The following is a 22,759-nucleotide window of genomic DNA, read 5'->3' as shown; positions in this document are numbered from 1 at the left end:
TGTGCAAAGCCCGATCCTGCGGAACCAGCCATGAGAAAGACACAATCGATTAAATTCAAAATCCCCTTGAATTGTTCTTGTCGACCGGCATCCGTCAGATTAAACCACGCCAATGATGCAATGCACATTTCTTTGGCATGCTGCATTGCGGGCAACCGCCCTTATACCGCATACGACGCCGCGAGGTTCTGATGGCGAATGTAACAAATAACCGGCCCCTGTCGCCGCATCTGCAGATCTACAAGTTTATTCCCACCATGGCGATGTCGATCGTCCACCGTATCACCGGTGGCGCGCTCTACTTCGGCACGCTGCTGGTCGCCGCCTGGCTTATCGCCGCGGCCTCGGGCGAGGAATATTTCAACCAAGTGAACTGGCTGTTTGGATCGATCATCGGTCAGCTGGTGCTCTTCGGGTATACCTGGGCTCTCCTTCACCATCTGCTCGGCGGCCTGCGCCACATCATGTGGGATGTCGGCTACGGTTTCGAGAAGGAATTCTCGACCATGCTGGCCAAGGCCAATCTCGTCGCCTCCATCGCCCTGACCGTCCTGGTCTGGGTGATCGTGCTGATCGTCCGCTGAGGAGACTGAACTGATGGACATGCGCACTCCTCTCGGGAAAGTCCGCGGGCTCGGCTCGGCCAAGAGCGGCACGGAACATTTCTGGCGGGTCCGGACCACGTCGCTGGCGCTGGTTCCGTTGCTCGTCTTCTATGTCGTCTTCCTGATCATCTATGCCGGCAAGCCCTATGCCGAAGTGGTCGGCGCTCTTGCCAATCCCTTCGTCGCGACGATCAACGGCCTGACCGTCATCGCCAGCATCATCCACATGCGTCTCGGCATGGAAGAGATCATCCAGGACTACATCCATTCCGAAATCACGAAGCTCGTTCTTCTGATCCTCAACGCCTTCTTTTCCCTCGCGGTGGGCGGCCTCTGTCTTTTCGCCGTCCTGAAAATCGCATTTGCAGGATAATCCGTCATGGCATCCGTCACACCCATCGCCCAGAACGGCAAGGCCTATACCTATGTCGACCATTCCTATGACGTGATCGTCGTCGGCGCCGGCGGCGCGGGCCTCCGCGCCACGCTCGGCATGGCCGAACAAGGTTTCAAGACCGCCTGCATCACCAAGGTCTTCCCGACCCGCTCGCACACCGTCGCGGCCCAGGGCGGCATCGCCGCCTCGCTGCAGAACATGACGCCGGACTCTTGGCAGTGGCACCTTTACGACACCGTCAAGGGTTCCGACTGGCTCGGCGACGTCGATGCCATGCAATACATGGTCATGGAAGCGCCTAAGGCCGTCTACGAACTCGAGCACTACGGCGTGCCCTTCTCGCGCAACGAGGAAGGCAAGATCTACCAGCGCCCGTTCGGCGGCCACATGCAGAATTTCGGCGCCGGCCCGCCGGTGCAGCGCACCTGCGCCGCCGCCGACCGTACCGGCCACGCCATCCTGCACACGCTCTACGGCCAGTCGCTGAAGAACAATGCGGAATTCTTCATCGAATATTTTGCTCTCGACCTGATCATGTCGGATGACGGCAGCCGCTGCACCGGCGTCGTCGCCTGGAACCTCGACGACGGCACGATCCATCGCTTCGCCGCCAAGATGGTGGTGCTGGCGACCGGCGGTTACGGCCGCGCCTATTTTTCGGCGACATCCGCCCATACCTGCACCGGCGACGGCGGCGGCATGGTGGCCCGCGCCGGCCTGCCGCTGCAGGACATGGAATTCGTGCAGTTCCATCCGACCGGCATCTATGGCTCCGGCTGTTTGATCACCGAAGGCGCACGCGGCGAAGGGGGTTACCTCGTCAACTCCGAGGGCGAGCGCTTCATGGAACGCTACGCCCCTTCGGCCAAGGACCTAGCCTCACGCGACGTCGTCTCGCGCTGCATGACGCTCGAAATCCGCGAGGGCCGCGGCGTCGGCAAGAACAAGGACCACATCTTCCTGCATCTCGACCATCTTGATCCGGCGGTTCTGCACGAACGCCTGCCGGGCATTTCCGAGAGCGCCAAGATCTTTGCGGGCGTCGACGTGACGCGGGAGCCGATCCCGGTCCTGCCGACGGTGCATTACAACATGGGCGGTATTCCGACCAACTTCTGGGGTGAAGTGCTCAATGCCGACAGCAACAATCCGGAACGTCTGCTGCCGGGCCTGATGGCTGTCGGCGAGGCGGGCTGCGCCTCGGTACACGGTGCCAACCGCCTCGGCTCCAACTCGCTGATCGACCTCGTGGTCTTCGGTCGCGCTGCGGCGATCCGCGCCGGGGAGGTGATCAACAAGGCCGAGCCGATCCCGGCGCTCAACGTGGCCGCCTGCGACAAGATCATGGAGCGCTTCGACGGCCTGCGGCATGCGAACGGCTCGACGCCGACCGCAGTGCTGCGCGATAAGATGCAGCGCGCCATGCAGGAGGACGCTGCCGTTTTCCGCACCCAGGAATCGCTCGAATCCGGCTGCCGCCGCCTTTCGGCGATCTGGAAGGAGCTGCCGGACGTCAAGGTCACCGACCGCTCGATGATCTGGAATTCCGACCTTGTCGAGACGCTCGAACTTCATAACCTGATGGCAAACGCTATCACGACGGTTTACGGAGCCGAGGCACGCAAGGAAAGCCGCGGCAGCCACGCCCGCGAGGACTATACCGAAGGTCCTTTCGGCGGCCGCGACGACGTCAACTGGCGCAAGCATACGCTTGCCTGGGTCAACGAGGCGGGCGATGTGAAGCTGGACTATCGTCCGGTCCATACCGAACTGATTGCAGAGGGCATCGATCCGCACAAGATCGAGCCGAAGGCCCGCGTGTATTGATCCAATGACGATGAAGCCGCAAATCGCTGATGTCGCCGAGGGGGCTGCCACGGGCCGCTCCCTCGGCATATTCGCGATCAATCTCGATCGCTCGCCCGACCGGTGGGCACAGATCGAGCGGCATTTCGGTCATCTGGCGTGGCCGCTTCAGAGGATTGCGGCTGTCGATGCACGCAAGGATCCTGCTGCCGTTCTATCGGTTCGAGGGCTTTCCCTGCAGTTTCCACCGGACGGGGTTGCCTGGAACAGCCATCGCAACCGGATCTTCATGCTGACGGAAGAGGCTTGCCTTGCCGGGCATGTGTTGACCTGGCGGCAGTTTTTGAAAACCGATCTCGCCCATGCGCTGGTGCTGGAAGACGATGCGGAGCCGCAGGCCGGCTTTGCCGAAACCCTGTCCGAACTGCTGCAGTCGGAACCGAGCGCGGATATCGTGAAGCTCGAAGGGGTGTTCCGGCCAGGTGGGCGGAAAGTTCTTCCGTTGCGGCGGTTCGGCGCTCACAGACTGGTGCGGTCGCTCCGTCCTGCATCGGGCTCGGCTGCCTATCTCGTCACCCGGCGTGGTGCGGAACGCTTGCTGGCACGTGTCGATCACATCTGCGTGCCTGCCGACGATTTCCTTTGGAATCCGGCCTTTCACGGCTGCGATGTCGCTCATGTTTCACCCTGGCTGATCATGCAGTCGGGCATGGCGAGCGTCATCGCCACCGATAAATCGGCAAAACGCGCGAGCGTCAGAGCTCCCTTTGGCCGGGCTGCGCTGATGCCGCTGCGCCGCGGCTTCGAGCGCCTGAAGCTCATCTGGGCTGTGACCGACGGCCGGCCCTGGAAACTCCTGAACACGATGGTCGCCCCATGGGCGCCTGATGACTATAACCTGAAAGACAGAATGTCGATTGCTGCCATAGATCGGAAGTCTAGCAATGGTTGAACTCGCTCTCCCCAAGAACTCCCAGATGACCGAAGGCAAGGTCTGGCCGAAGCCCGCAGGCGCCAAGAACGTCAGGGAATACCGTGTCTATCGCTGGAATCCCGACGACGGCCAGAACCCGCGCATCGACACCTATTACATCGATGTCGACGACTGCGGGCCGATGGTTCTGGACGGTTTGCTCTACATCAAGAACAATATCGATCCGACGCTCACGCTCCGCCGTTCCTGTCGCGAGGGGATCTGCGGCTCCTGTGCGATGAACATCGACGGCACCAATACGCTCGCCTGCACCAAGGGCATGGACGATGTGACTGGCACGGTGAAGGTTTACCCGCTTCCGCATATGCCTGTCGTCAAGGACCTGGTTCCGGATCTCACCAATTTTTATGCGCAGCACCGTTCGATCGAGCCTTGGCTGAAGACCGTCTCTCCGCCGCCGGCCAAGGAATGGAAGCAGAGCCACGAAGACCGCCAGAAGCTCGACGGCCTCTACGAGTGCATCCTGTGCGCCTGCTGCTCGACCTCCTGTCCGAGCTACTGGTGGAACGGCGACCGTTACCTCGGCCCGGCCACCCTGCTGCAGGCCTATCGCTGGCTGATCGACAGCCGCGACGAAGCCAAAGGCGAACGCCTCGACAATCTCGAGGATCCGTTCAGGCTCTACCGCTGCCACACGATCATGAACTGCGCGCAGACCTGCCCGAAGGGTCTGAACCCGGCCAAGGCCATTGCCGAAATCAAGAAGATGATGGTCGAGCGCCGCGTCTAGGCGTTTCGGAAAGCCGTTCCGGTCCCCGACTACGGGGATCGGAAGGCGTGCCTTGACCGCCGGGGATCCCTACCTCTCGGCATCCGTTTTGTCGACTTCCTTCAGGGGTCGACAAAGAAGCGTTCGAGGGCGGGCATCATTTGTTCCAATACGACTTGATTAACCAAAGCGAATTACGGTAATTCCGTCTCAATTCGTTGGCATTGGTGGCGGCGTACCAACTGAAAGCGGGAGCTAGATGATGCAGTTCAGATATGTGGCGACGGGTCTTTTCCTCGTAATGGCGCTCGCCGGTTGCCAACGTACCTCCTACAGCCCCTATAGCGATCTCCCTTCCCAGCCTGCTCCGCTTCAGGCGCAGCCGGTTCCATCCGTTCAGGGTGGACAGCTTCCGCCTCCCGGCGGCACATCGCAGTTTCCGACTGCGCCGACGACAAATCCGAACATGGCCGCGGTCGATCCGAATGCGGCTGCCCCGGCGAGTGCCCTCGACATCAAGAAGGAAGCCATGGTCGGCAACTGGCGCGTCTCGAACGCCGGCCAGTCCTGCGACATGTTCCTAACGCTTACCAATCTAGGTAGCGGCTCGCGAGGCGGCACCCGCGGTTGCGCCGGCGAGTTGACCGCCATGGGCTCCTGGGAAGTGTCGGGCAAGATGGTTCAATTCAAGAATCGCGCGGGCGACGTGATCGGACGGGTTTACAAGACGGCCGAAAACCGTTTCGACGGCACCCTGAATTCCGGTCAGGCGGTCAGTTTGAGCCGCTAAAAGGCTTCGACCTTCGAGGACGCCCGGTTGGAACCTATTCCTGAATACACAACGAGCGTCACCGAAGAGCTGAAAGCTCTCACGGCATCAGGCGTGTTGATGGCCGATGCGGCGCAGTTCGCCGTGGCGGCAAAGCTCGATCACATCCTGATATGCCTGCGCGATACGAAGCCGGCCAAGAAGAAGAGCGCTCTCGGCTGGCTGTTCGCCAAGGGCGGCGGGCGTCCCCGGGAAATTCACGGGCTTTATGTGCACGGCAGCGTCGGGCGCGGCAAGACCATGCTGATGGACATGTTCTTCAAGAAAGCGTCCATCCGGAAAAAGCGCCGGGCCCATTTCCACGAATTCATGGCCGACGTACACAACCGCATCCACGCGCACCGTCAGAAGCTGAAGCGCGGCGAGACGCGCGAGGCCGATCCGGTGCCGCCGGTCGCTGCGGCGATCTACGCGGAAGCGGAGCTTCTCTGCTTCGATGAATTCTCGGTAGCCGACATCACCGACGCCATGATCCTGGCGCGCCTTTTTACCGAGCTTTTCGGCCTCGGCTGCATCCTGGTAGCGACGTCCAACGTGGCTCCTGACAACCTCTATAAAGACGGCCTGAACCGCGGGCTCTTCCTGCCGTTCATCGGCTTGCTGGCCAAGCATGTAGACGTGGTCACGCTGGATTCCCCAACCGATTACCGCCTGCAGAAGCTTGCCATCCTGCCGGTTTACATAACTCCGCTCGATGGGCGCGCCGATGCTGCTATGGAGGCCGCCTGGCATCAGGTGACAGACGGAAAGAGAGTCCAGCCGCTTGAGATACCGATGAAAGGCCGCAGCATCCATGTGCCCGAGGCGACGGGCCGGGCAGCCAGGTTCGATTTCAGGGACATTTGTGGCAGGCCGCTCGGTGCCTCGGACTATCTGGCGATCGCCGAGCGGTTCGATACCGTTTTTGTCGAACGTATTCCGCGGCTTGGGCCGGAGAAGCGCAACGAGGCGAAGCGTCTGATCAATCTGGTCGATGCGCTGTACGATCAGAAGGTCCGTCTCTACGTCTCCGCGGCCGCCGCGCCGGAGGACATTCTTCTTGAACGCCGCGGCACCGAAGGCTTCGAGTTCGACCGCACGGTCTCCCGCCTATTCGAAATGCGGAGCCCGGATTATCTTGCAGCGCACCAGGAACTGCGGACTCAATCTTAACGATCTGGTGACATAAATTCTTACGTTTACGTAAGAATTTTATGATCTAACCGATTGAAAAACCTGCTTCCAAAATAATCCATTGCCATTAGAGCTGGATGAAGGTATGCGGTCTGGCACATTGGCAGGCCTGCCGTAGCTTGCCGTGGATTGGATCTCGAAAGGAAGCTTTTCGATGGCGCGCAAGAAGATCGCACTTATTGGTTCTGGCATGATTGGTGGCACGCTGGCGCATCTCGCCAGTCTGAAGGAACTGGGCGACATCGTCCTCTTCGACATCGCCGACGGCATTCCGCAGGGCAAGGGCCTCGACATCGCCCAGTCCGGCCCTGTTGAAGGCTTCAATGCGAAGCTTTCCGGCGCAAGCGATTACGCAGCCATTGAAGGAGCCGATGTCTGCATCGTCACCGCTGGCGTCGCCCGCAAGCCCGGAATGAGCCGCGACGATCTGCTCGGCATCAACCTCAAGGTCATGGAGCAGGTGGGTGCCGGCATCAAGAAATATGCCCCGAACGCCTTCGTGATCTGCATCACCAATCCGCTGGACGCGATGGTCTGGGCTCTGCAGAAGTTCTCCGGCCTGCCGAAGAACATGGTCGTCGGCATGGCCGGCGTGCTCGACTCCGCCCGCTTCCGCCTCTTCATTTCCGAAGAATTCAACGTTTCCGTTCAGGACGTTACAGCCTTCGTTCTTGGAGGCCATGGCGACACGATGGTGCCGCTCGCCCGTTATTCGACCGTCGGCGGCATCCCTCTGACTGATCTCGTGAAGATGGGCTGGACCACCAAGGAACGCCTTGAAGAGATCATCCAGCGCACCCGCGACGGCGGCGCCGAAATCGTCGGCCTGCTGAAGACCGGCTCGGCCTATTATGCCCCGGCTGCTTCCGCAATCGAAATGGCGGAATCCTACCTCAAGGACAAGAAGCGCGTCCTGCCGGTCGCAGCTCATCTGACCGGCCAGTACGGCGTCAAGGACATGTATGTCGGCGTTCCGGTTGTCCTCGGTGCCGGCGGTGTCGAGCGCGTCATCGAAGTCGAATTCAACAAGGACGAAGAAGCGGCCTTCCAGAAGTCCGTCGGCGCCGTCGCCGGCCTCTGCGAAGCCTGCATCAACATCGCCCCCGCTCTGAAGTAATGGGCGCGCTGAAGTAATCGAAACAGGGACAAACCCATGAACATTCATGAATATCAGGCCAAGGCTCTGCTGAAGGGGTATGGCGCGCCGGTTGCTGAAGGCGTTGCTATCCTGAAGGTCGAAGAGGCCGAAGCTGCTGCCAAGTCGCTTCCCGGCCCGCTCTACGTGGTCAAGAGTCAGATCCACGCCGGCGGCCGCGGCAAGGGCAAGTTCAAGGAGCTTTCTCCTGAAGCCAAGGGCGGGGTCCGTCTCGCCAAGTCAATCGACGAAGTGGTCGCCCATGCCAAGGAAATGTTCGGCAACACCCTGGTGACCGCGCAGACCGGCCCTGCCGGCAAGCAGGTCAACCGCCTCTATATCGAGGATGGCGCCGATATTGCCCGCGAACTCTACTGCTCGCTGTTGGTCGATCGCTCGGTCGGCCGCGTCGCTTTCGTGGTCTCCACCGAAGGCGGCATGGACATCGAAGCGGTCGCCCATGACACGCCTGAGAAGATCCACACGATCGCCATCGATCCGGAAGCAGGCGTAACGGCTGCCGATATCGCGGCGATCTCCAAGGCTCTGGCGCTGGAAGGCGCTGCCGCCGAAGATGCCAAGTCGCTCTTCCCGCTGCTCTACAAGGCCTTCAGCGAGAAGGACATGGCTCTTCTTGAGATCAACCCGCTGATCGTCATGCAGAATGGCCACCTGCGCGTGCTCGATGCGAAGATGTCGTTCGACGGCAATGCGCTGTTCCGCCACGACGACGTGAAGGCGCTGCGCGACGAGACCGAAGAAGACGCCAAGGAAATCGAGGCCTCCAAGTGGGACCTCGCCTATGTCGCACTCGACGGCAATATCGGCTGCATGGTCAACGGTGCCGGTCTCGCCATGGCGACGATGGACATCATCAAGCTCTACGGCAAGGAGCCTGCGAACTTCTGCGACGTCGGCGGCGGCGCCGGCAAGGAGAAGGTCGCTGCGGCCTTCAAGATCATCACCGCCGACCCGAAGGTCGAAGGCATCCTGGTCAATATCTTCGGCGGCATCATGCGCTGCGACGTCATCGCCGAAGGCGTTGTCGCGGCGGTGCAGGAAGTCGGCCTGAAGGTTCCGCTCGTCGTGCGCCTCGAAGGCACCAATGTCGAGCTCGGCAAGAAAATCCTGAACGAGTCTGGTCTCGCTATCACGGCGGCTGACGACCTTGACGACGCGGCGAAGAAGATCGTCGCGGCGATCGAAGCCTAACCTGGAAGGACCGGAACCAATGTCTATTCTCGTCAACAAAGACACAAAGGTCATCGTCCAGGGCCTGACCGGCAAGACCGGAACTTTCCATACGGAGCAGGCGCTCGCCTATTACGGCACCAAGATGGTGGGCGGCGTTCATCCCAAGAAGGGCGGCGAATCGTGGTCGTCCGGCGTCGACGGCACGTCGCTGCCGATCTTTACCTCGGTTGCGGAAGCCAAGGAAAAGACCGGCGCTGACGCGACCGTGATCTACGTGCCGCCGGCAGGCGCCGCTGACGCGATCATCGAAGCGATCGAAGCCGAGATCCCGTTCATCACCTGCATCACGGAAGGCATTCCGGTGATGGACATGGTGCGCGTCAAGGCTCGCCTCGACCGTTCGAAGTCCCGCCTGCTCGGACCGAACTGCCCAGGCATCCTGACGCCGGAAGAATGCAAGATCGGCATCATGCCGGGCTCCATCTTCCGCAAGGGTTCGGTCGGCATCGTTTCCCGTTCGGGCACGCTCACCTACGAAGCCGTGTTCCAGACCTCCAACGAGGGTCTCGGCCAGACGACAGCTGTCGGCATCGGCGGCGACCCGGTCAAGGGCACCGAGTTCATCGATGTGCTTGAAATGTTCCTCGCTGACGAAGCCACGCAGTCGATCATCATGATCGGCGAAATCGGCGGCTCGGCGGAGGAGGATGCCGCACAGTTCCTCAAGGACGAAGCCAAAAAGGGCCGCAAGAAGCCGATGGCTGGCTTTATCGCGGGCCGTACAGCGCCCAAGGGCCGCACGATGGGTCACGCCGGTGCGGTGGTTTCCGGCGGCAAGGGTGACGCGGAATCGAAGATCGCCGCCATGGAATCGGCAGGCATCAAGGTGTCGCCGTCTCCGGCCCGCCTCGGCAAGACCTTGGTTGAAGTCCTCAAGGGCTGACGCCACATAAGGGACAATCGCTGCCGATAGATAGGCGGCGATTGATCCGGCAAGTTTCAGACAGGCGAAGCAGTCCAAGCCTCGCCTGTCTGTTTCGCGCCTTAGGCGCGCGCCGCCCCGGCGGTTGAAAATAACAGATGAAGACCAAGAAAATGCGGATGCCGGAAGTTTTTTCGGTTTCCGATTACGTCAGGAGGCGGGCGCGGCGCCCGCAGGAAACCATGGCACGGCAAGAAGCCAACGAGCAGTTCCTCATCACTTCCTTCCTCGACGGCGCGAATGCGGCCTATATCGAGCAGCTTCATGCCCGGTATGAGGACGATCCGAATTCGGTAGCCCCGGAATGGCAAGCCTTCTTCAAGGCACTGGCCGATAACCCGAATGACGTGAAGAGCGCGGCGCGTGGTGCTTCCTGGCAGCGCAAGAACTGGCCGATCGCTGCCAACGGCGAGCTGGTGTCGGCGTTGGACGGCAATTGGCCGGTCGTGGAAAAAGCCATCGAAAGCAAGGTCAAGGCGAAGGCCGAAGCTGCGGCAGTTGCCGCCGGCAAGCCGGTCAACGAGGCTGACATCCTGCAGGCAACGCGCGACAGCGTCCGCGCCATCATGATGATCCGCGCCTATCGCATGCGCGGCCACCTGCATGCGAAGCTCGATCCTCTCGGTCTTGCCGCTCCGGTCGAGGATTACAACGAGCTTTCGCCGACGGCATACGGTTTCACGGAAGCCGACTACGATCGCAAGATCTTCATCGACAACGTGCTGGGTCTCGAATATGCGACCATTCGCGAGATGATCGCGATCCTCGAGCGCACCTATTGCTCGACGCTCGGCGTCGAATTCATGCATATCTCCAATCCGGAAGAGAAGGCCTGGATCCAAGGGCGGATCGAGGGACCCGACAAGGGCGTCGAGTTCACTCCCGCCGGCAAGAAGGCGATCCTCCAGAAGCTGGTCGAAGGCGAAGGGTATGAACAGTTCCTCGACGTGCGGTTCAAGGGCACCAAGCGCTTCGGTCTCGACGGTGGTGAATCGCTGATCCCGGCGCTGGAACAGATCATCAAGCGTGGTGGCCAGGAAGGCCTTGAGGAAGTTGTGCTCGGCATGGCGCACCGCGGTCGCCTCAACGTGCTCACCAACGTCATGGGCAAGCCGCACCGCGCCGTGTTTCACGAATTCAAGGGCGGCTCGTTCAAGCCTGACGAAGTCGAAGGTTCGGGCGACGTGAAGTACCATCTCGGCGCTTCCTCGGACCGCGAGTTCGACGGCAACAAGGTCCATCTGTCGCTGACGGCGAACCCCTCGCATCTCGAAATCGTCAACCCGGTCGTCATGGGCAAGGCTCGCGCCAAGCAGGACCTGCTGGCGAAGGTGTGGGAAGGTGACGTCATTCCGCTCAAGGAGCGTGCCAAGGTTCTGCCGCTCTTGCTGCACGGCGATGCGGCCTTTGCCGGCCAAGGCGTCGTGGCGGAAATCCTCGGCTTGTCCGGTCTGCGCGGCCACCGCGTCGCCGGCACCATGCACTTCATCATCAACAACCAGATCGGCTTCACCACCAATCCGGCCTTCTCGCGCTCCTCGCCCTATCCGTCCGACGTTGCCAAGATGATCGAAGCCCCGATCTTCCACGTCAACGGCGACGATCCGGAAGCGGTCGTCTATGCGGCGAAGGTTGCAACCGAATACCGGATGAAGTTCCACAAGCCGGTCGTGATAGACATGTTCTGCTACCGCCGCTTCGGTCACAACGAAGGCGACGAGCCGGCGTTCACGCAGCCGAAGATGTACAAGGTGATCCGCGGCCACAAGACGGTTGCACAGCTTTACGCCGACCGCCTGATCTCGGAAGGGCTGCTTTCCGAGGGCGAATTCGAGAAGATGAAGGCCGATTGGCGCGCTCATCTCGAAGCGGAGTTCGAAGCCGGCCAGAGCTATAAGCCCAACAAGGCCGACTGGCTGGATGGCCAGTGGTCCGGCTTGCGCTCGGCCGACAATGCCGACGAACAGCGGCGCGGCAAGACCGCCATGCCGATGAAGCAGCTGAAGGAGATCGGCCGCAAGCTGTCGACGGTCCCGGACGGCTTCAACGCCCACCGCACGATCAAGCGCTTCATGGAAAACCGCGCGCAGATGGTCGAGACCGGCGAAGGCATCGACTGGGCGATGGCCGAAGCTCTCGCTTTCGGTTCGCTTGTCACGGAAGGCACGAAAATCCGTCTTTCCGGTCAGGATTGCGAACGCGGCACGTTCTCGCAGCGTCATTCGGTGCTCTACGATCAGGAGACCGAGGAGCGCTTCATTCCGCTCGCCAATCTGTCTCCCACCCAAGCCCGCTACGAAGTCATCAACTCGATGCTCTCGGAAGAGGCGGTGCTTGGCTTCGAATACGGCTATTCGCTGGCGCGTCCGAATGCGCTGACGCTTTGGGAAGCGCAGTTCGGGGACTTTGCAAACGGCGCGCAGGTGGTTTTCGACCAATTCATCTCGTCGGGCGAGCGCAAGTGGCTGCGCATGTCCGGTCTCGTCTGCCTTCTGCCGCATGGCTATGAAGGCCAGGGCCCGGAACATTCGTCCGCCCGTCTGGAGCGTTGGCTGCAGATGTGCGCCGAAGACAATATGCAGGTCGCCAATTGCACGACGCCGGCGAACTACTTCCACATTCTCCGCCGGCAGGTGAAGCGCGATTTCCGCAAGCCGTTGATCCTGATGACGCCGAAGTCGCTGTTGCGGCACAAGCGCGCCACCTCGACGCTGGCCGAAATGGCGGGCGAATCCTCTTTCCACCGCCTCTTGTGGGACGATGCGGAGGTCATCAAGGACGGCCCGATCAAGCTGCAGAAGGATGCCAAGATCCGCCGCGTCGTGCTCTGCACCGGCAAGGTCTATTACGACCTGCTGGAAGAACGCGAAAAGCGTGGCATCGACGACATCTACCTGCTGCGCATCGAACAGCTCTATCCGTTCCCGGCCAAGGCGCTCATCAACGAGCTGTCCCGCTTCCGGAACGCGGAAATGGTCTGGTGCCAGGAAGAGCCGAAGAACATGGGCGCCTGGGCGTTCATCGATCCGTACCTGGAATGGGTGCTGGCGCATATCGATGCGAAGTATCAGCGGGTCCGTTATACGGGCCGCCCGGCTGCGGCTTCGCCGGCAACGGGTCTGATGTCCAAGCATCTGGCGCAGCTCGAGGCCTTCCTCGAAGACGCGCTCGGCGGGTAAAGGAGAGAGGCCGATGGCCTATTTTCACCTGAAGCTCGTACCGCCAAGGCCGGGCTTTCCGTTCGATGCATCGCCGGAGGAAATGTCGGCGATGCAGCTTCATGCCGATTATTGGCGGGAGCTTGCGGAAACGGGCAGCGCGATCGCCGTCGGTCCGGTCTTTGCAGTGGACGGGGCTTTCGGCATCGCTGTGGTGGAGGCCGCCGACCAGGCCGCTGCCCAGGTGCTGGCGGACGACGACCCCGTGATCAAGGCGGGCTTCGGCTTCCGGTTTGAAATTTCTCCCATGCCCTCCATCATTCTCCGGAAGTCAGCGGCAACCGCCGCGGCTGCCGAATAAACGAAAACAACCATTCAGGAACTCACAACAATGGCCACTGAAATCCGCGTTCCCACCCTCGGAGAATCCGTTAGCGAGGCAACCGTCGGCACCTGGTTCAAGAAGGTGGGCGACACGGTCAAGGCGGACGAGCCGCTCCTCGAGCTCGAAACGGATAAGGTGACTGTCGAAGTTCCGGCTCCGGCTTCTGGCGTTCTGACCGAGATCGTCGCCAACAACGGTGAAACCGTGGGCCTGGGCGCCCTGCTCGGCCAGATTGCCGAAGGTGCTGCAGGTGCGGCTACTGCCACTCCGGCTGCCAAGCCCGCGGAAGCCGCGCCCGCCAAGGCTGCAGAACCCGCAGCTCCGGCTCCGACCGCTGCGCCGGCCGCCGCATCGTCCATGCCGCCGGCTCCGGCCGCCGCGAAGATCGCCGCCGACAACAACATTTCCACCGCCGATATCGACGGTTCCGGGAAGCGCGGCCAGGTTCTGAAGGGCGACGTCATCGCAGCCGTCGCCAAGGGGGTTTCAGCTCCGGCCCAGGCGCCTGCAACTCCGGCTGCTCCCCGTCCGGTTTCCTCCGCCGACGATGCTGCCCGCGAAGAGCGCGTGAAGATGACGCGCCTGCGCCAGACGATCGCACGTCGTCTGAAGGATGCGCAGAATACCGCCGCCATGCTGACCACCTATAACGAGGTGGACATGAAGGCCGTCATGGACCTGCGTAACAAGTACAAGGACATCTTCGAGAAGAAGCACGGCGTGAAGCTCGGCTTCATGGGCTTCTTCACGAAGGCTGTCACCCATGCCCTGAAGGAACTGCCGGCAGTCAATGCCGAGATCGACGGCACCGACATCATCTACAAGAACTATTGTCACGTCGGCGTTGCCGTCGGCACCGACAAGGGTCTGGTCGTTCCGGTCGTTCGCGATGCCGACCAGATGTCGATTGCAGAGATCGAAAAGGAGATCGGCCGCCTCGGAAAGCTTGCCCGCGACGGCCAGCTTTCGATGGCTGACATGCAGGGCGGCACCTTCACCATTTCCAACGGCGGCGTCTACGGATCGCTGATGTCCTCGCCGATCCTGAACGCTCCGCAATCCGGCATCCTCGGCATGCACAAGATCCAGGAGCGTCCGGTCGCGATCGGCGGTCAGGTCGTCATCCGTCCGATGATGTATCTGGCGCTGTCCTACGATCACCGGATGGTGGACGGCAAGGAAGCCGTAACCTTCCTCGTCCGTGTGAAGGAAAGCCTCGAAGATCCGGAACGCTTGGTCCTCGATCTCTAAGACGGGAGCCTGACATGGAGACGCTCGGGGTTACGGTCACGCCTTACATGGCGCTGCTTACCCTGAGCGTGATCCTGCTCGTCTTCCACATCCTGCTCCAGGGTGTGCTTTCGACCCGTGAGCTTGGCTCGGCCTGGAACGCAGGTCCGCGGGACGATGGCCGCGAACCGAACGGCGAACTCGCCGGGCGGGCGGCGAGGGCGTCCAGGAATTTCCAGGAAACCTATCCGGCCTTTGTAGGTCTTCTGCTCGGTGTCGCCTTTGCGGGCGACGACTCCTCGGGTCTGGGTCTTGCCGGCGGATGGATCTGGTTTGCCGCGCGGATCGTCTACGTGCCTCTCTATCTCGCAGGCATCCCTTATCTTCGATCTTTCGTCTGGCTGATCAGCATGTTCGGATTGCTGGCCATGATGATCGCGCTTTTCTGGTGACGCCATGAGCCTTTGCCTGAAGACATGGCTGCTGCCTTTATGCCTGATGCCGGCCGTGGCTTCGGCCGCAGACAGATGCGCGATCGAAAAGGCGGTGTTTGTCGAGGCGGAGGCCGGAACCGTCCTCTCCTTCAAGCCCGTGGGGTCCGATGCGGCGGCGGTCAGCCATCTGTTCACCGTGACCGGCGGCAAGCTGAAGCTCGACGGCAACGTCATGTATGACGAGGACTCCGCTCGCCCGGCCGGAATGGCAATGAACAACTGCCCTCAGGGAGATGCAACGGGGGCCGAATTGAGAGCCTGCACCGTCTGGACAGGCGTGCCTTATGTCCTGGATGTCGCGAGCGGCCATATCGACATATTAGGCCCCGAGGGCAGCCGGGCGCCGGATGCCGTCCTGATGTCCGGCCTCGGACCTGCAATTCGGCATTCCGGCCTGTGGGAAAAGAGCGGCCTCAAGTCTGTCCCATGGGATCTCTACGAATTCAAGGAATGTACAAAATGACGGAAGCGCCCGTTCTACTGGTAACCGGCGGAAGCCGCGGTATCGGCGCGGCGGTTTCGCTTTTGGCAGCAAGCCGCGGCTGGCATGTGGCGGTGAACTACACGTCCAATCAGAAGGCCGCCGAAGAAGTCGTCGCCGCCATCGAGGCGGCAGGCGGCAAGGGTGTTGCAATCAAAGCCGATCTCGGCAACGCGGCCGAGATCGTTTCGATGTTCGAGGTCGTGGATAAGCATTTCGGTCGGCTCGACGGGCTGGTGAACAATGCCGGCATTGTCGACATACCGCAGCGCATTGACGAAATGAGCGCGGAACGTGTCGAACGCATGATGCGGATCAACGTGACCGGCTCGATCCTGTGTGCCGGCGAGGCCGTGCGTCGCATGTCCACGAAACATGGCGGCAGGGGCGGCGCAATCGTCAACATATCCTCCATGGCAGCCAAGCTCGGTTCGCCGGGCCAATATGTCGACTATGCCGCCTCCAAGGCCGCGATCGACACGCTGACGATCGGGCTGGCGCGCGAGGTCGCCACCGAGGGTATACGCGTCAACGCAATCCGTCCGGGCGTCATCGACACAGACATCCATGCGTCCGGAGGCCTGCCGGACAGGGCGCGAGAAATGGCTTCCAGCATTCCCATGCAACGGCCGGGCAGGGCGGAGGAGGTGGCGGATGCCGTCCTCTATCTTCTATCGCCGACGGCTTCCTATATAACCGGCGCTATCCTCGACGTGAGCGGCGGGCGCTAACCGAATAGAGAAAAGGAAAGAAGATTATGGCTTATGATGTGATCGTAATCGGAAGCGGCCCGGGCGGTTATGTCTGCGCGGTCAAGGCGGCTCAGCTCGGCCTCAAGGTTGCGGTCGTGGAAAAGCGCGCCACCTATGGCGGGACTTGCCTCAACGTCGGCTGCATCCCGTCCAAGGCGCTGCTGCACGCTTCGGAGATGTTCCATCACGCCGCTCATGGCATGGACGCGCTCGGCGTCGAGGTTTCCGCTCCCAAGCTGAACCTCGAGAAGATGATGGCGCACAAGGATGCGACCGTGAAGTCCAATGTCGACGGTGTTTCCTTCCTCTTCAAGAAGAACAAGATCGACGGCTTCCAGGGCACCGGCAAGATCGTGGCCGCGGGCAAGGTTTCGGTCACCGGCGAGGACGGCAAGGTTCAGGAGCTCGAGGCGAAGAATATCGTGATCGCAACGGGCTCGGACGTCGCCGGAATTCCCGGCGTCAATGTCGAGATCGATGAGAAGACTATCGTCTCCTCTACCGGCGCCATCGCACTCGACAAGGTGCCGCAGCATCTGGTGGTCGTCGGAGGCGGCGTCATCGGCATGGAGCTCGGCTCCGTCTGGTCCCGCCTCGGGGCAAAGGTCACCGTCGTGGAATATCTCGACAAGCTTCTGGGCGGAATGGATGGCGAGGTTTCCAAGCAGTTCCAGCGCATGATGGCAAAACAGGGCATGGATATCCGCACCGATGCCAAAGTCACCGGCGTCGAGAAAACCGCCAATGGCGCCAAGGTCACTTATGAGCCGGTCAAGGGCGGGGAGGCCCAGACCGTCGAGGCCGACGTCGTGCTGATCTCGACGGGCCGCAAGCCCTATACGGCAGATCTTGGCCTCGAAGAGGCAGGCGTGGCGCTCGATAATCGCGGCCGCGTCGAAATCGATGGCCATTTCAAGACCAACGTGGCCGGCATCTACGCGATCGGCGACGTGGTGAAGGGGCCGATGCTCGCCCACAAGGCTGAAGACGAAGGCGTCGCGCTTGCCGAAATCCTCGCCGGGCAGCACGGTCATGTGAACTACGATGTCATCCCGGGCGTCGTCTACACCCAGCCGGAAGTCGCCTCCGTCGGCAAGACAGAGGAAGAGCTAAAGGCCGCAGGCATCGCCTACAAGGTCGGCAAGTTTCCGTTCACCGCAAATGGCCGTGCCCGTGCCATGCTGGCGACGGACGGCTTCGTGAAGATCCTCGCCGACAAGGACACCGACCGGGTTCTCGGCGGCCATATCGTTGGTTTCGGGGCCGGCGAGATGATTCACGAGATTGCCGTTCTCATGGAATTCGGGGGCTCTTCCGAAGACCTCGGCCGTACCTGCCACGCGCACCCAACGATGTCGGAGGCGGTGAAAGAAGCGGCGCTCGGGACCTTCTTCAAGCCTATCCATATGTAACGCGGTCAGGTCGATCGAAGGTTGAAAGAGGCGGGATGCAAGTCCCGCCTTTTCTGTTCAGGCGGAGTCTGTGTCGGCCTGCTTGGCGCCGCTTTGGCAATCATCAAATCCAGGATTAAATCTTGGACAGGATTGCTGCTTTCGCTTGAGAGTCGGGCGAAGCCTCATAGACTGGCTGCCATGTTCCCGTTTTCCGAAAGGTGGAGACAATGGCAACCTCCTTCTCACTTCCGCAGCGTATCCTGCATTGGTTGATGGCCGCGCTGATCTTCTTCAACCTGCTCTTCGCCGAGGCGATGGAGACCTGGGGTCGAATCTTCTTCGGCGGGCAGACGCCGACGCCCGAGCAGGTGAGCGCCGCCAACATCCACGCCTATGTGGGTATTGCGGTGCTGGCGCTGGGCTTCCTCCGGCTCTGTCTTCGCTTCATTCAAGGCGCTCCGCCGGAACCGAAGGAAGAGCCACCCTTGCTGCGCATGGTCGCGAAGATCAGCCATTGGGCCTTTTATGCGCTGTTCTTCGTGATGCCGTTTGCCGGCATCGGCGCCTACTATTTCGGAAACAAGACCGCAGCCTTTGCCCATGCCGAGCCGATGAAGCTTTTCATGTGGGGGCTGATCATCGCCCATATCGGCGGCGCGCTTGTGCACCAGTTCTACTGGAAGACGGATGTCCTGCGGCGGATGACCCGCGGTGTCAGTTCGCCTCTGTAACCGTGAAGCCCTGCTTGCGCAGCAATTCGATCAGGCCTTCTTCGCCAGGCAGGTGGAGAGCGCCGACGGCAACGAAGGCGGAGCCTTCGCCGAGAATCGGGGCGGCGCGCTCTGCCATCAGATGGTTGCGCTTGGTCACGACGATCTTCTCGAATTCGGCATAACCTGCTTCGTCGCTGCCATCGGGTGCGACTGCCTTCAGCAGCGGCATCGTGATGCCGATATCTCCGGCAAGATAAAGTTCCGTCATCGTTTCGAAGACGTCATCCATTTTCGGCCCGAGCCTTATGGTCTCGACCAGGGATTTCAAGTGGAACTCGATCGGGATTGCCGCCATCGCCGACAGCTGCTCTGCGAAGGTTTCCAATCCCTTCACGGACTTTCCGGCCGCAATGGCATCACGGGCGATCTGTTTGTCCAGGAAATCGGGATTTTTGGCCTTTCGGGCCATTTCGCACGCAGGTAGGGAGACGAAGGACATCAGCATCCACGGTTTCATCCGTGAAACGGCGGCGAGCGGGATGCCGCGCTTCTTCAATCCGTCTTCAAGAAGCGTGATATCCTCTTTCGGCAACAGTTTTTCGATCGAGCTGCCGTCCGTGAACATGGTGAGTTCGGGCTTGGTGAGAATGCCAGCCATCGCCTTCTTCTCGTCCAGCACCTCGTCCGATTCGATGACGATAGTCTTGCTGGCGGCCTGAGCGTTCACCGCGGCCGCCGACATGGCGAGGACCCGCGGATCGGAAACATGCATGGTCCCGAGCAGGTAGGAAGGCGCGGCGCCGTCCTTCTCGATCTTCCACAAGACGCCCTTGCCATTGGGAACCTTGGCACCTTCCGCCATGACCTCCCTGTAGAGGGACGGGTTTTCGGCCTTCATCTCCTCAAGGAGGTTTGTTCCTCCGCAACCCGCCTCTTGCGCGCGCGCCGGCGACAGCGAGCCGAGAACGAGAAGCAAGGATGCGAGCATGACCACGTGGATAGCGGCGATCAGCCACAGCGTGAGGCTCTGGGCGCGCTGGAAAAAGGCGCCGGTGGTGGAAGCAAGGGCGGCAGTCATCATGTCATCCGTCTGAAAGGCAGCCGGCATCTTACTCGTGGCGGCTCGCCAACCGTTTAACGCCGGTGGTTAAAACTTGGTTCATGCGCGGGGATGGGCGCGGTCGTAGACCTCAAGCAGCCGCGATGAATCGACGCCCGTATAGACTTGGGTGGTGGATAGGCTGGCATGGCCGAGCAGCTCCTGGATCGTGCGGAGATCGCCGCCGCCGGCCAGCAGATGTGTGGCGAAGGAATGCCTCAGGGCATGCGGTGTTGCCGTCTCCTGCAGACCGAAAGCGCTTCTGAGCTTCTGCATCTCGCGCTGGATGATGGCTGGCTGCAGCGGCCCTCCGCGGGCGCCCCGGAACAACGGCTCGTCGGCCGGGAGATGATACGGGCAGAGTTTCCGATAGACAGCAACGGCTTCGAACACGACCGGAAGAAGGGGCACGATGCGGGTCTTGCCTCCCTTGCCCGTGATGCGCAGGGTTGTCGATTCCGGCGTCAGGTCCGTGGGCTGCAGCCCTAGCGCCTCCGAAATGCGCAGACCGCAGCCATAAAGGAGAGCAAGGACTGCCGCGTCCCGTGCGGCAATCCACGGCTCTTCCTGCAATTGTGCGTCTATCTTGACCAGGTCGAGGGCCTGGCGATCCGTCAGTGGCTTGGGAAGCGATTTCGGCTGCTTCGGCGCACGGATGGCGCCTGCGGCGGCTGCATTGACCAATCCCTTGCGCTCCAGATAGCGCAGAAACGAGCGCAGTCCGGCAAGATGCCGTCCGAGCGAGCGGGCGCCGGAACCGTCGCGACGGCGTGCAGCCAGGAAGGCTCGCAGATCCGCCGGACGCAGCGAATGGATGTCGGAAAGTTTGGCGGGGCCGCCCATATGACCTGTCAGGAACGTCAGAAATTGACGCGTGTCCCGCTCATAGGCATCAAGGGTGTTGCCCGACAAACGGCGCTCGCTGGCGAGGCTCTCGAGCCATGCGCGGCGCTTTTCCATCAGATCGGGTGCGGCAATAATCAGCAGTTCATTCAATCTACGGCCTGTTGAATTCCGGGAAAGGACGCCCCAGATTGCTACCGACGGCGTTACGGAATTCCTAATCATTGGTAACTATGTCATCGTTCGATCACACGGGGCTGCGATATACCGCAGGTCCTGTCTGCGGGAGTTTCTATGGCGCGCCGTGATTCCATGACAACTTTTGGACAATTCGCGGAAACACTCGCTCTCGTTTCTCAAGGCAGACCCGGTCACATCGTCGACACGCTGATTTCCGAGCGGGGCCAGCGCATCGTCCACAATCCGCTCTGGCCGGTCATGCGGCCCTTTCTCTACACGCTTCTGCGCTATGGCCGGGCAATCGAATTTGCCAATGACATCTCGAACCTCAACGGGTTCCAGTGCTTCGAATATATGAGTGATCTGCTGAGGCTCGATGTACGGGTACAAAATGCAGAACGCATTCCTGAAAAAGGCGGCTTCATTCTCGTCAGCAATCATCCGACCGGCATTGCCGACGGTGTTGCCGTCTTCGACCTCCTGAAGTCGCGCCGGCCGGACATGATGGTGTTCGCCAACCGTGACGCCGTGCGGGTCAATCCTCGTTTTGCCGAGATGATCATCCCGGTGGAATGGCGGGAAGAGTACAAGAGCAAGCTGAAGACCCGCGAGACCCTGGTTCTGACCAACAAGACGGTGGAAGACGGCAAGGCCATGGTGCTCTTTCCCTCCGGGCGCATCGCCTATTGGGCGGAGGGCAAGCTGAACGAGCGGCCATGGAAGACGTCTGCCGTCGGGCTGGCGCGCAAGTATAATCTGCCGATCCTGCCGATCCACATGCGGGCGCGCAATTCGGGCCTGTTTTACTGGTTTGCCAAATGGTCGACCGAACTTCGCGACATGACGGTGTTCTACGAGCTCCTGAACAAGAAGGGTAATCGCTTCGACTTTACGGTCGGCCAGATGATCCCGCCCGAGGAGTTGGAGGGCGATGTCGTCGATGTGACCAAGGCGCTCGAACATCACACGGTCTTTGATCTGGCAGCCGATCAGGACGCGAAATTCGTTCAGCGCTTTTGATCCGACAGGCATTCGCGGGAAATCGTCATGCTGCTCCGCTCGATGTTTGCCGCCAACTACCGATCGCTTCGGTCGATCCGGATGGATCTGGCCGGCGTCAATTTGTTCATCGGCGAGAACGGGGTCGGAAAATCCAATCTTTATCGCGCGCTGCAGCTCGTGCAGGCGGCTGTTCGCGGCAATCTCGCCTACGAGATCGCCGCCGAAGGCGGCATGGCGTCGGCGCTCTGGTCGGGACCGAGGCGGGATGACAAGAATTTTCGCATCAAGCTTGAGGTCGAGGTGCTGGACGAGGAGCGGGCCATCACCTTTCGCTATCGGGTCGAGGCGGGGCTTCGCCCGCCCATCGATGCGGCGGGCTTTGTCTTTGAGCCGCAGGTGAAAGCGGAAGAGTTGTCGGTCGAGACGGGTTCGCGGCCGGTGACGATGATGAAGCGCGCAGGACCGGGCATCATGGTGCGGGGAACAAGCGGGCGGATGGAGGAATACCCTGAACAGGCGATGACGTCCGAAACGGCGGTCGCTCTTCTCGGCGATGCCGGGCACTATCCGGAAGTAGGGGCGTTTCGCCGCCTGGTCGACGGCTGGCGTTTCTTTCATGGGTTTCGGACCGACCGCGATTCTCCCCTGCGGCGGCCCTGTCTCGCGGTGACTTCGCCGCTCCTTGATCAGGATGGCGGCAATCTGGCGGCCGTCTTCGCCACGCTTGTGCATACACGCGGAGACACCGTGGATCTGGATGGGGCAATTGCGGCGGCCTTCGGAGGGGCAAAGCTTCATGTGCCGCAGCCGGGAGAATATGCGGAATTCGGACTGGTTTTTCCCGATTTTCCAAAACGGCTTTTTCAGCCGCGAGAGCTTTCCGACGGGCAGATCCGCTTCCTTGGGCTTGCCGCAGCGCTGATGTCCTATCGACAGCCGCCCCTGATCGCTCTCAACGAACCTGAGGGAAGCCTGCATCCCCACATGTTGCCGCCGCTCGCCGACATGATCGCAGAAGCCGCACGCTCAAGCCAGATCTGGATCGTCACCCATTCCGAACCGCTCGCTTCGGCGGTGGAGGAGCGTTGCGGCGTCCGTCCGAAGCGTGTCATCCGCAAAGATGGGGCAACCTGGATCGAGGGGATGCGGTTGACCGGCTTCATTGACGACGATGAGAGCTGATCCTCTTTAGGGTTCACTTTTG

At 61.1% G+C, this 22,759-nt stretch carries 22 protein-coding genes; 20 read left to right on the top strand and 2 right to left on the bottom strand.

Features of this window, described 5'->3' with window-relative positions:
- The first annotated feature begins 191 nt into the window (after positions 1–191).
- From sdhC to C5L12_RS14440, 18 genes are all read left to right on the top strand, one after another.
- Positions 192–584, top strand: a complete 393-nt coding sequence (sdhC, locus tag C5L12_RS14525; RefSeq protein WP_105372753.1) for a succinate dehydrogenase, cytochrome b556 subunit — start codon at positions 192–194, stop codon at positions 582–584.
- 13 nt (positions 585–597) lie between these two features.
- Positions 598–978: a succinate dehydrogenase, hydrophobic membrane anchor protein gene (gene sdhD, locus C5L12_RS14520; RefSeq protein WP_105372752.1), complete on the top strand. Its 381-nt coding sequence runs from the start codon at positions 598–600 to the stop codon at positions 976–978.
- Positions 979–984: 6 nt separating this feature from the next.
- Positions 985–2,829 (top strand): succinate dehydrogenase flavoprotein subunit, encoded by a 1,845-nt coding sequence (gene sdhA, locus C5L12_RS14515; RefSeq protein ID WP_105372751.1) that lies wholly within the window; start codon positions 985–987, stop codon positions 2,827–2,829.
- Positions 2,830–2,839: 10 nt separating this feature from the next.
- Positions 2,840–3,760, top strand: coding sequence for a glycosyltransferase family 25 protein (locus C5L12_RS14510; protein WP_157949051.1), 921 nt, complete (start codon positions 2,840–2,842; stop codon positions 3,758–3,760).
- Complete coding sequence (locus C5L12_RS14505; protein ID WP_105372749.1) at positions 3,753–4,532, top strand: succinate dehydrogenase iron-sulfur subunit; 780 nt, start codon at positions 3,753–3,755, stop codon at positions 4,530–4,532. The genes C5L12_RS14510 and C5L12_RS14505 overlap by 8 nt, the downstream gene beginning before the upstream one ends.
- Positions 4,533–4,773: 241 nt before the next feature.
- Positions 4,774–5,301 (top strand): protease inhibitor Inh/omp19 family protein, encoded by a 528-nt coding sequence (locus C5L12_RS14500; RefSeq protein ID WP_105372787.1) that lies wholly within the window; start codon positions 4,774–4,776, stop codon positions 5,299–5,301.
- Positions 5,302–5,328: 27 nt separating this feature from the next.
- A complete protein-coding gene (zapE, locus tag C5L12_RS14495) occupies positions 5,329–6,492 on the top strand; it encodes a cell division protein ZapE (protein WP_105372748.1) in 1,164 nt (387 codons plus the stop codon).
- Positions 6,493–6,667: 175 nt separating this feature from the next.
- Positions 6,668–7,630: a malate dehydrogenase gene (mdh, locus tag C5L12_RS14490; RefSeq protein WP_105372747.1), complete on the top strand. Its 963-nt coding sequence runs from the start codon at positions 6,668–6,670 to the stop codon at positions 7,628–7,630.
- Positions 7,631–7,666: 36 nt separating this feature from the next.
- A complete protein-coding gene (gene sucC / locus C5L12_RS14485; protein ID WP_105372746.1) occupies positions 7,667–8,860 on the top strand; it encodes an ADP-forming succinate--CoA ligase subunit beta in 1,194 nt (397 codons plus the stop codon).
- A 19-nt stretch (positions 8,861–8,879) separates the two neighbouring features.
- Positions 8,880–9,785: a succinate--CoA ligase subunit alpha gene (sucD, locus tag C5L12_RS14480; RefSeq protein WP_105372745.1), complete on the top strand. Its 906-nt coding sequence runs from the start codon at positions 8,880–8,882 to the stop codon at positions 9,783–9,785.
- 221 nt (positions 9,786–10,006) lie between these two features.
- Positions 10,007–13,003, top strand: a complete 2,997-nt coding sequence (locus C5L12_RS14475; protein WP_105372786.1) for a 2-oxoglutarate dehydrogenase E1 component — start codon at positions 10,007–10,009, stop codon at positions 13,001–13,003.
- A gap of 13 nt (positions 13,004–13,016) precedes the next feature.
- Positions 13,017–13,343 carry a YciI family protein gene (locus C5L12_RS14470; RefSeq protein WP_105372744.1) on the top strand — a complete coding sequence of 109 codons (327 nt, stop codon included), beginning with the start codon at positions 13,017–13,019 and terminating at the stop codon, positions 13,341–13,343.
- A 30-nt stretch (positions 13,344–13,373) separates the two neighbouring features.
- Positions 13,374–14,618: a 2-oxoglutarate dehydrogenase complex dihydrolipoyllysine-residue succinyltransferase gene (gene odhB / locus C5L12_RS14465; RefSeq protein WP_105372743.1), complete on the top strand. Its 1,245-nt coding sequence runs from the start codon at positions 13,374–13,376 to the stop codon at positions 14,616–14,618.
- Positions 14,619–14,632: 14 nt separating this feature from the next.
- Positions 14,633–15,049 carry an MAPEG family protein gene (locus C5L12_RS14460; protein WP_105372742.1) on the top strand — a complete coding sequence of 139 codons (417 nt, stop codon included), beginning with the start codon at positions 14,633–14,635 and terminating at the stop codon, positions 15,047–15,049.
- Positions 15,050–15,053: 4 nt separating this feature from the next.
- A complete protein-coding gene (locus C5L12_RS14455; protein WP_157949050.1) occupies positions 15,054–15,554 on the top strand; it encodes a hypothetical protein in 501 nt (166 codons plus the stop codon).
- Positions 15,551–16,303 carry an SDR family oxidoreductase gene (locus C5L12_RS14450; protein WP_105372740.1) on the top strand — a complete coding sequence of 251 codons (753 nt, stop codon included), beginning with the start codon at positions 15,551–15,553 and terminating at the stop codon, positions 16,301–16,303. The genes C5L12_RS14455 and C5L12_RS14450 overlap by 4 nt, the downstream gene beginning before the upstream one ends.
- A gap of 26 nt (positions 16,304–16,329) precedes the next feature.
- Positions 16,330–17,736, top strand: coding sequence for a dihydrolipoyl dehydrogenase (gene lpdA, locus C5L12_RS14445; RefSeq protein WP_105372739.1), 1,407 nt, complete (start codon positions 16,330–16,332; stop codon positions 17,734–17,736).
- A gap of 209 nt (positions 17,737–17,945) precedes the next feature.
- On the top strand, positions 17,946–18,449 hold the full coding sequence (locus C5L12_RS14440) for a cytochrome b (protein ID WP_105372738.1): 504 nt from the start codon (positions 17,946–17,948) through the stop codon (positions 18,447–18,449).
- Here C5L12_RS14440 and C5L12_RS14435 read toward each other — a convergent pair.
- Both C5L12_RS14435 and C5L12_RS14430 read right to left on the bottom strand, forming a co-directional pair.
- Complete coding sequence (locus tag C5L12_RS14435) at positions 18,433–19,509, bottom strand: TraB/GumN family protein (RefSeq protein ID WP_105372785.1); 1,077 nt, start codon at positions 19,507–19,509, stop codon at positions 18,433–18,435. The genes C5L12_RS14440 and C5L12_RS14435 overlap by 17 nt on opposite strands.
- An 81-nt stretch (positions 19,510–19,590) precedes the next feature.
- Entirely contained in the window at positions 19,591–20,526 is a 936-nt protein-coding gene (locus C5L12_RS14430) for a tyrosine recombinase XerC (protein WP_105372737.1), read from the bottom strand.
- A 141-nt stretch (positions 20,527–20,667) separates the two neighbouring features.
- On the opposite strand from C5L12_RS14430, the gene C5L12_RS14425 reads away from it, so the two are divergent.
- Together C5L12_RS14425 and C5L12_RS14420 are read left to right on the top strand one after the other, a co-directional pair.
- Entirely contained in the window at positions 20,668–21,573 is a 906-nt protein-coding gene (locus C5L12_RS14425) for a GNAT family N-acetyltransferase (protein ID WP_105372736.1), read from the top strand.
- Positions 21,574–21,600: 27 nt separating this feature from the next.
- On the top strand, positions 21,601–22,737 hold the full coding sequence (locus tag C5L12_RS14420) for an AAA family ATPase (RefSeq protein ID WP_105372735.1): 1,137 nt from the start codon (positions 21,601–21,603) through the stop codon (positions 22,735–22,737).
- Positions 22,738–22,759 lie beyond the last annotated feature (22 nt).

Source organism: Neorhizobium huautlense (assembly GCF_002968575.1).
GTDB classification, from domain to species: domain Bacteria; phylum Pseudomonadota; class Alphaproteobacteria; order Rhizobiales; family Rhizobiaceae; genus Neorhizobium; species Neorhizobium huautlense.
The sequence above is the reverse complement of the archived record's forward strand: the minus strand, read 5'-3'. Positions and strand labels throughout refer to the sequence as shown.

Excerpts from the sequence above, each read along its gene's own strand:
- sdhC (WP_105372753.1), top strand. The coding sequence starts at position 192 with ATGGCGAATGTAACAAATAACCGGCCCCTGTCGCCGCATCTGCAGATC.
- sdhD (WP_105372752.1), top strand. The coding sequence starts at position 598 with ATGGACATGCGCACTCCTCTCGGGAAAGTCCGCGGGCTCGGCTCGGCC.
- sdhA (WP_105372751.1), top strand. The coding sequence starts at position 985 with ATGGCATCCGTCACACCCATCGCCCAGAACGGCAAGGCCTATACCTAT.
- C5L12_RS14510 (WP_157949051.1), top strand. The coding sequence starts at position 2,840 with ATGAAGCCGCAAATCGCTGATGTCGCCGAGGGGGCTGCCACGGGCCGC.
- C5L12_RS14505 (WP_105372749.1), top strand. The coding sequence starts at position 3,753 with ATGGTTGAACTCGCTCTCCCCAAGAACTCCCAGATGACCGAAGGCAAG.
- C5L12_RS14500 (WP_105372787.1), top strand. The coding sequence starts at position 4,774 with ATGCAGTTCAGATATGTGGCGACGGGTCTTTTCCTCGTAATGGCGCTC.
- mdh (WP_105372747.1), top strand. The coding sequence starts at position 6,668 with ATGGCGCGCAAGAAGATCGCACTTATTGGTTCTGGCATGATTGGTGGC.
- sucC (WP_105372746.1), top strand. The coding sequence starts at position 7,667 with ATGAACATTCATGAATATCAGGCCAAGGCTCTGCTGAAGGGGTATGGC.
- sucD (WP_105372745.1), top strand. The coding sequence starts at position 8,880 with ATGTCTATTCTCGTCAACAAAGACACAAAGGTCATCGTCCAGGGCCTG.
- C5L12_RS14475 (WP_105372786.1), top strand. The coding sequence starts at position 10,007 with ATGGCACGGCAAGAAGCCAACGAGCAGTTCCTCATCACTTCCTTCCTC.
- C5L12_RS14470 (WP_105372744.1), top strand. The coding sequence starts at position 13,017 with ATGGCCTATTTTCACCTGAAGCTCGTACCGCCAAGGCCGGGCTTTCCG.
- odhB (WP_105372743.1), top strand. The coding sequence starts at position 13,374 with ATGGCCACTGAAATCCGCGTTCCCACCCTCGGAGAATCCGTTAGCGAG.
- C5L12_RS14460 (WP_105372742.1), top strand. The coding sequence starts at position 14,633 with ATGGAGACGCTCGGGGTTACGGTCACGCCTTACATGGCGCTGCTTACC.
- C5L12_RS14455 (WP_157949050.1), top strand. The coding sequence starts at position 15,054 with ATGAGCCTTTGCCTGAAGACATGGCTGCTGCCTTTATGCCTGATGCCG.
- C5L12_RS14450 (WP_105372740.1), top strand. The coding sequence starts at position 15,551 with ATGACGGAAGCGCCCGTTCTACTGGTAACCGGCGGAAGCCGCGGTATC.
- lpdA (WP_105372739.1), top strand. The coding sequence starts at position 16,330 with ATGGCTTATGATGTGATCGTAATCGGAAGCGGCCCGGGCGGTTATGTC.
- C5L12_RS14440 (WP_105372738.1), top strand. The coding sequence starts at position 17,946 with ATGGCAACCTCCTTCTCACTTCCGCAGCGTATCCTGCATTGGTTGATG.
- C5L12_RS14435 (WP_105372785.1), bottom strand. The coding sequence starts at position 19,509 with ATGACTGCCGCCCTTGCTTCCACCACCGGCGCCTTTTTCCAGCGCGCC.
- C5L12_RS14425 (WP_105372736.1), top strand. The coding sequence starts at position 20,668 with ATGGCGCGCCGTGATTCCATGACAACTTTTGGACAATTCGCGGAAACA.
- C5L12_RS14420 (WP_105372735.1), top strand. The coding sequence starts at position 21,601 with ATGCTGCTCCGCTCGATGTTTGCCGCCAACTACCGATCGCTTCGGTCG.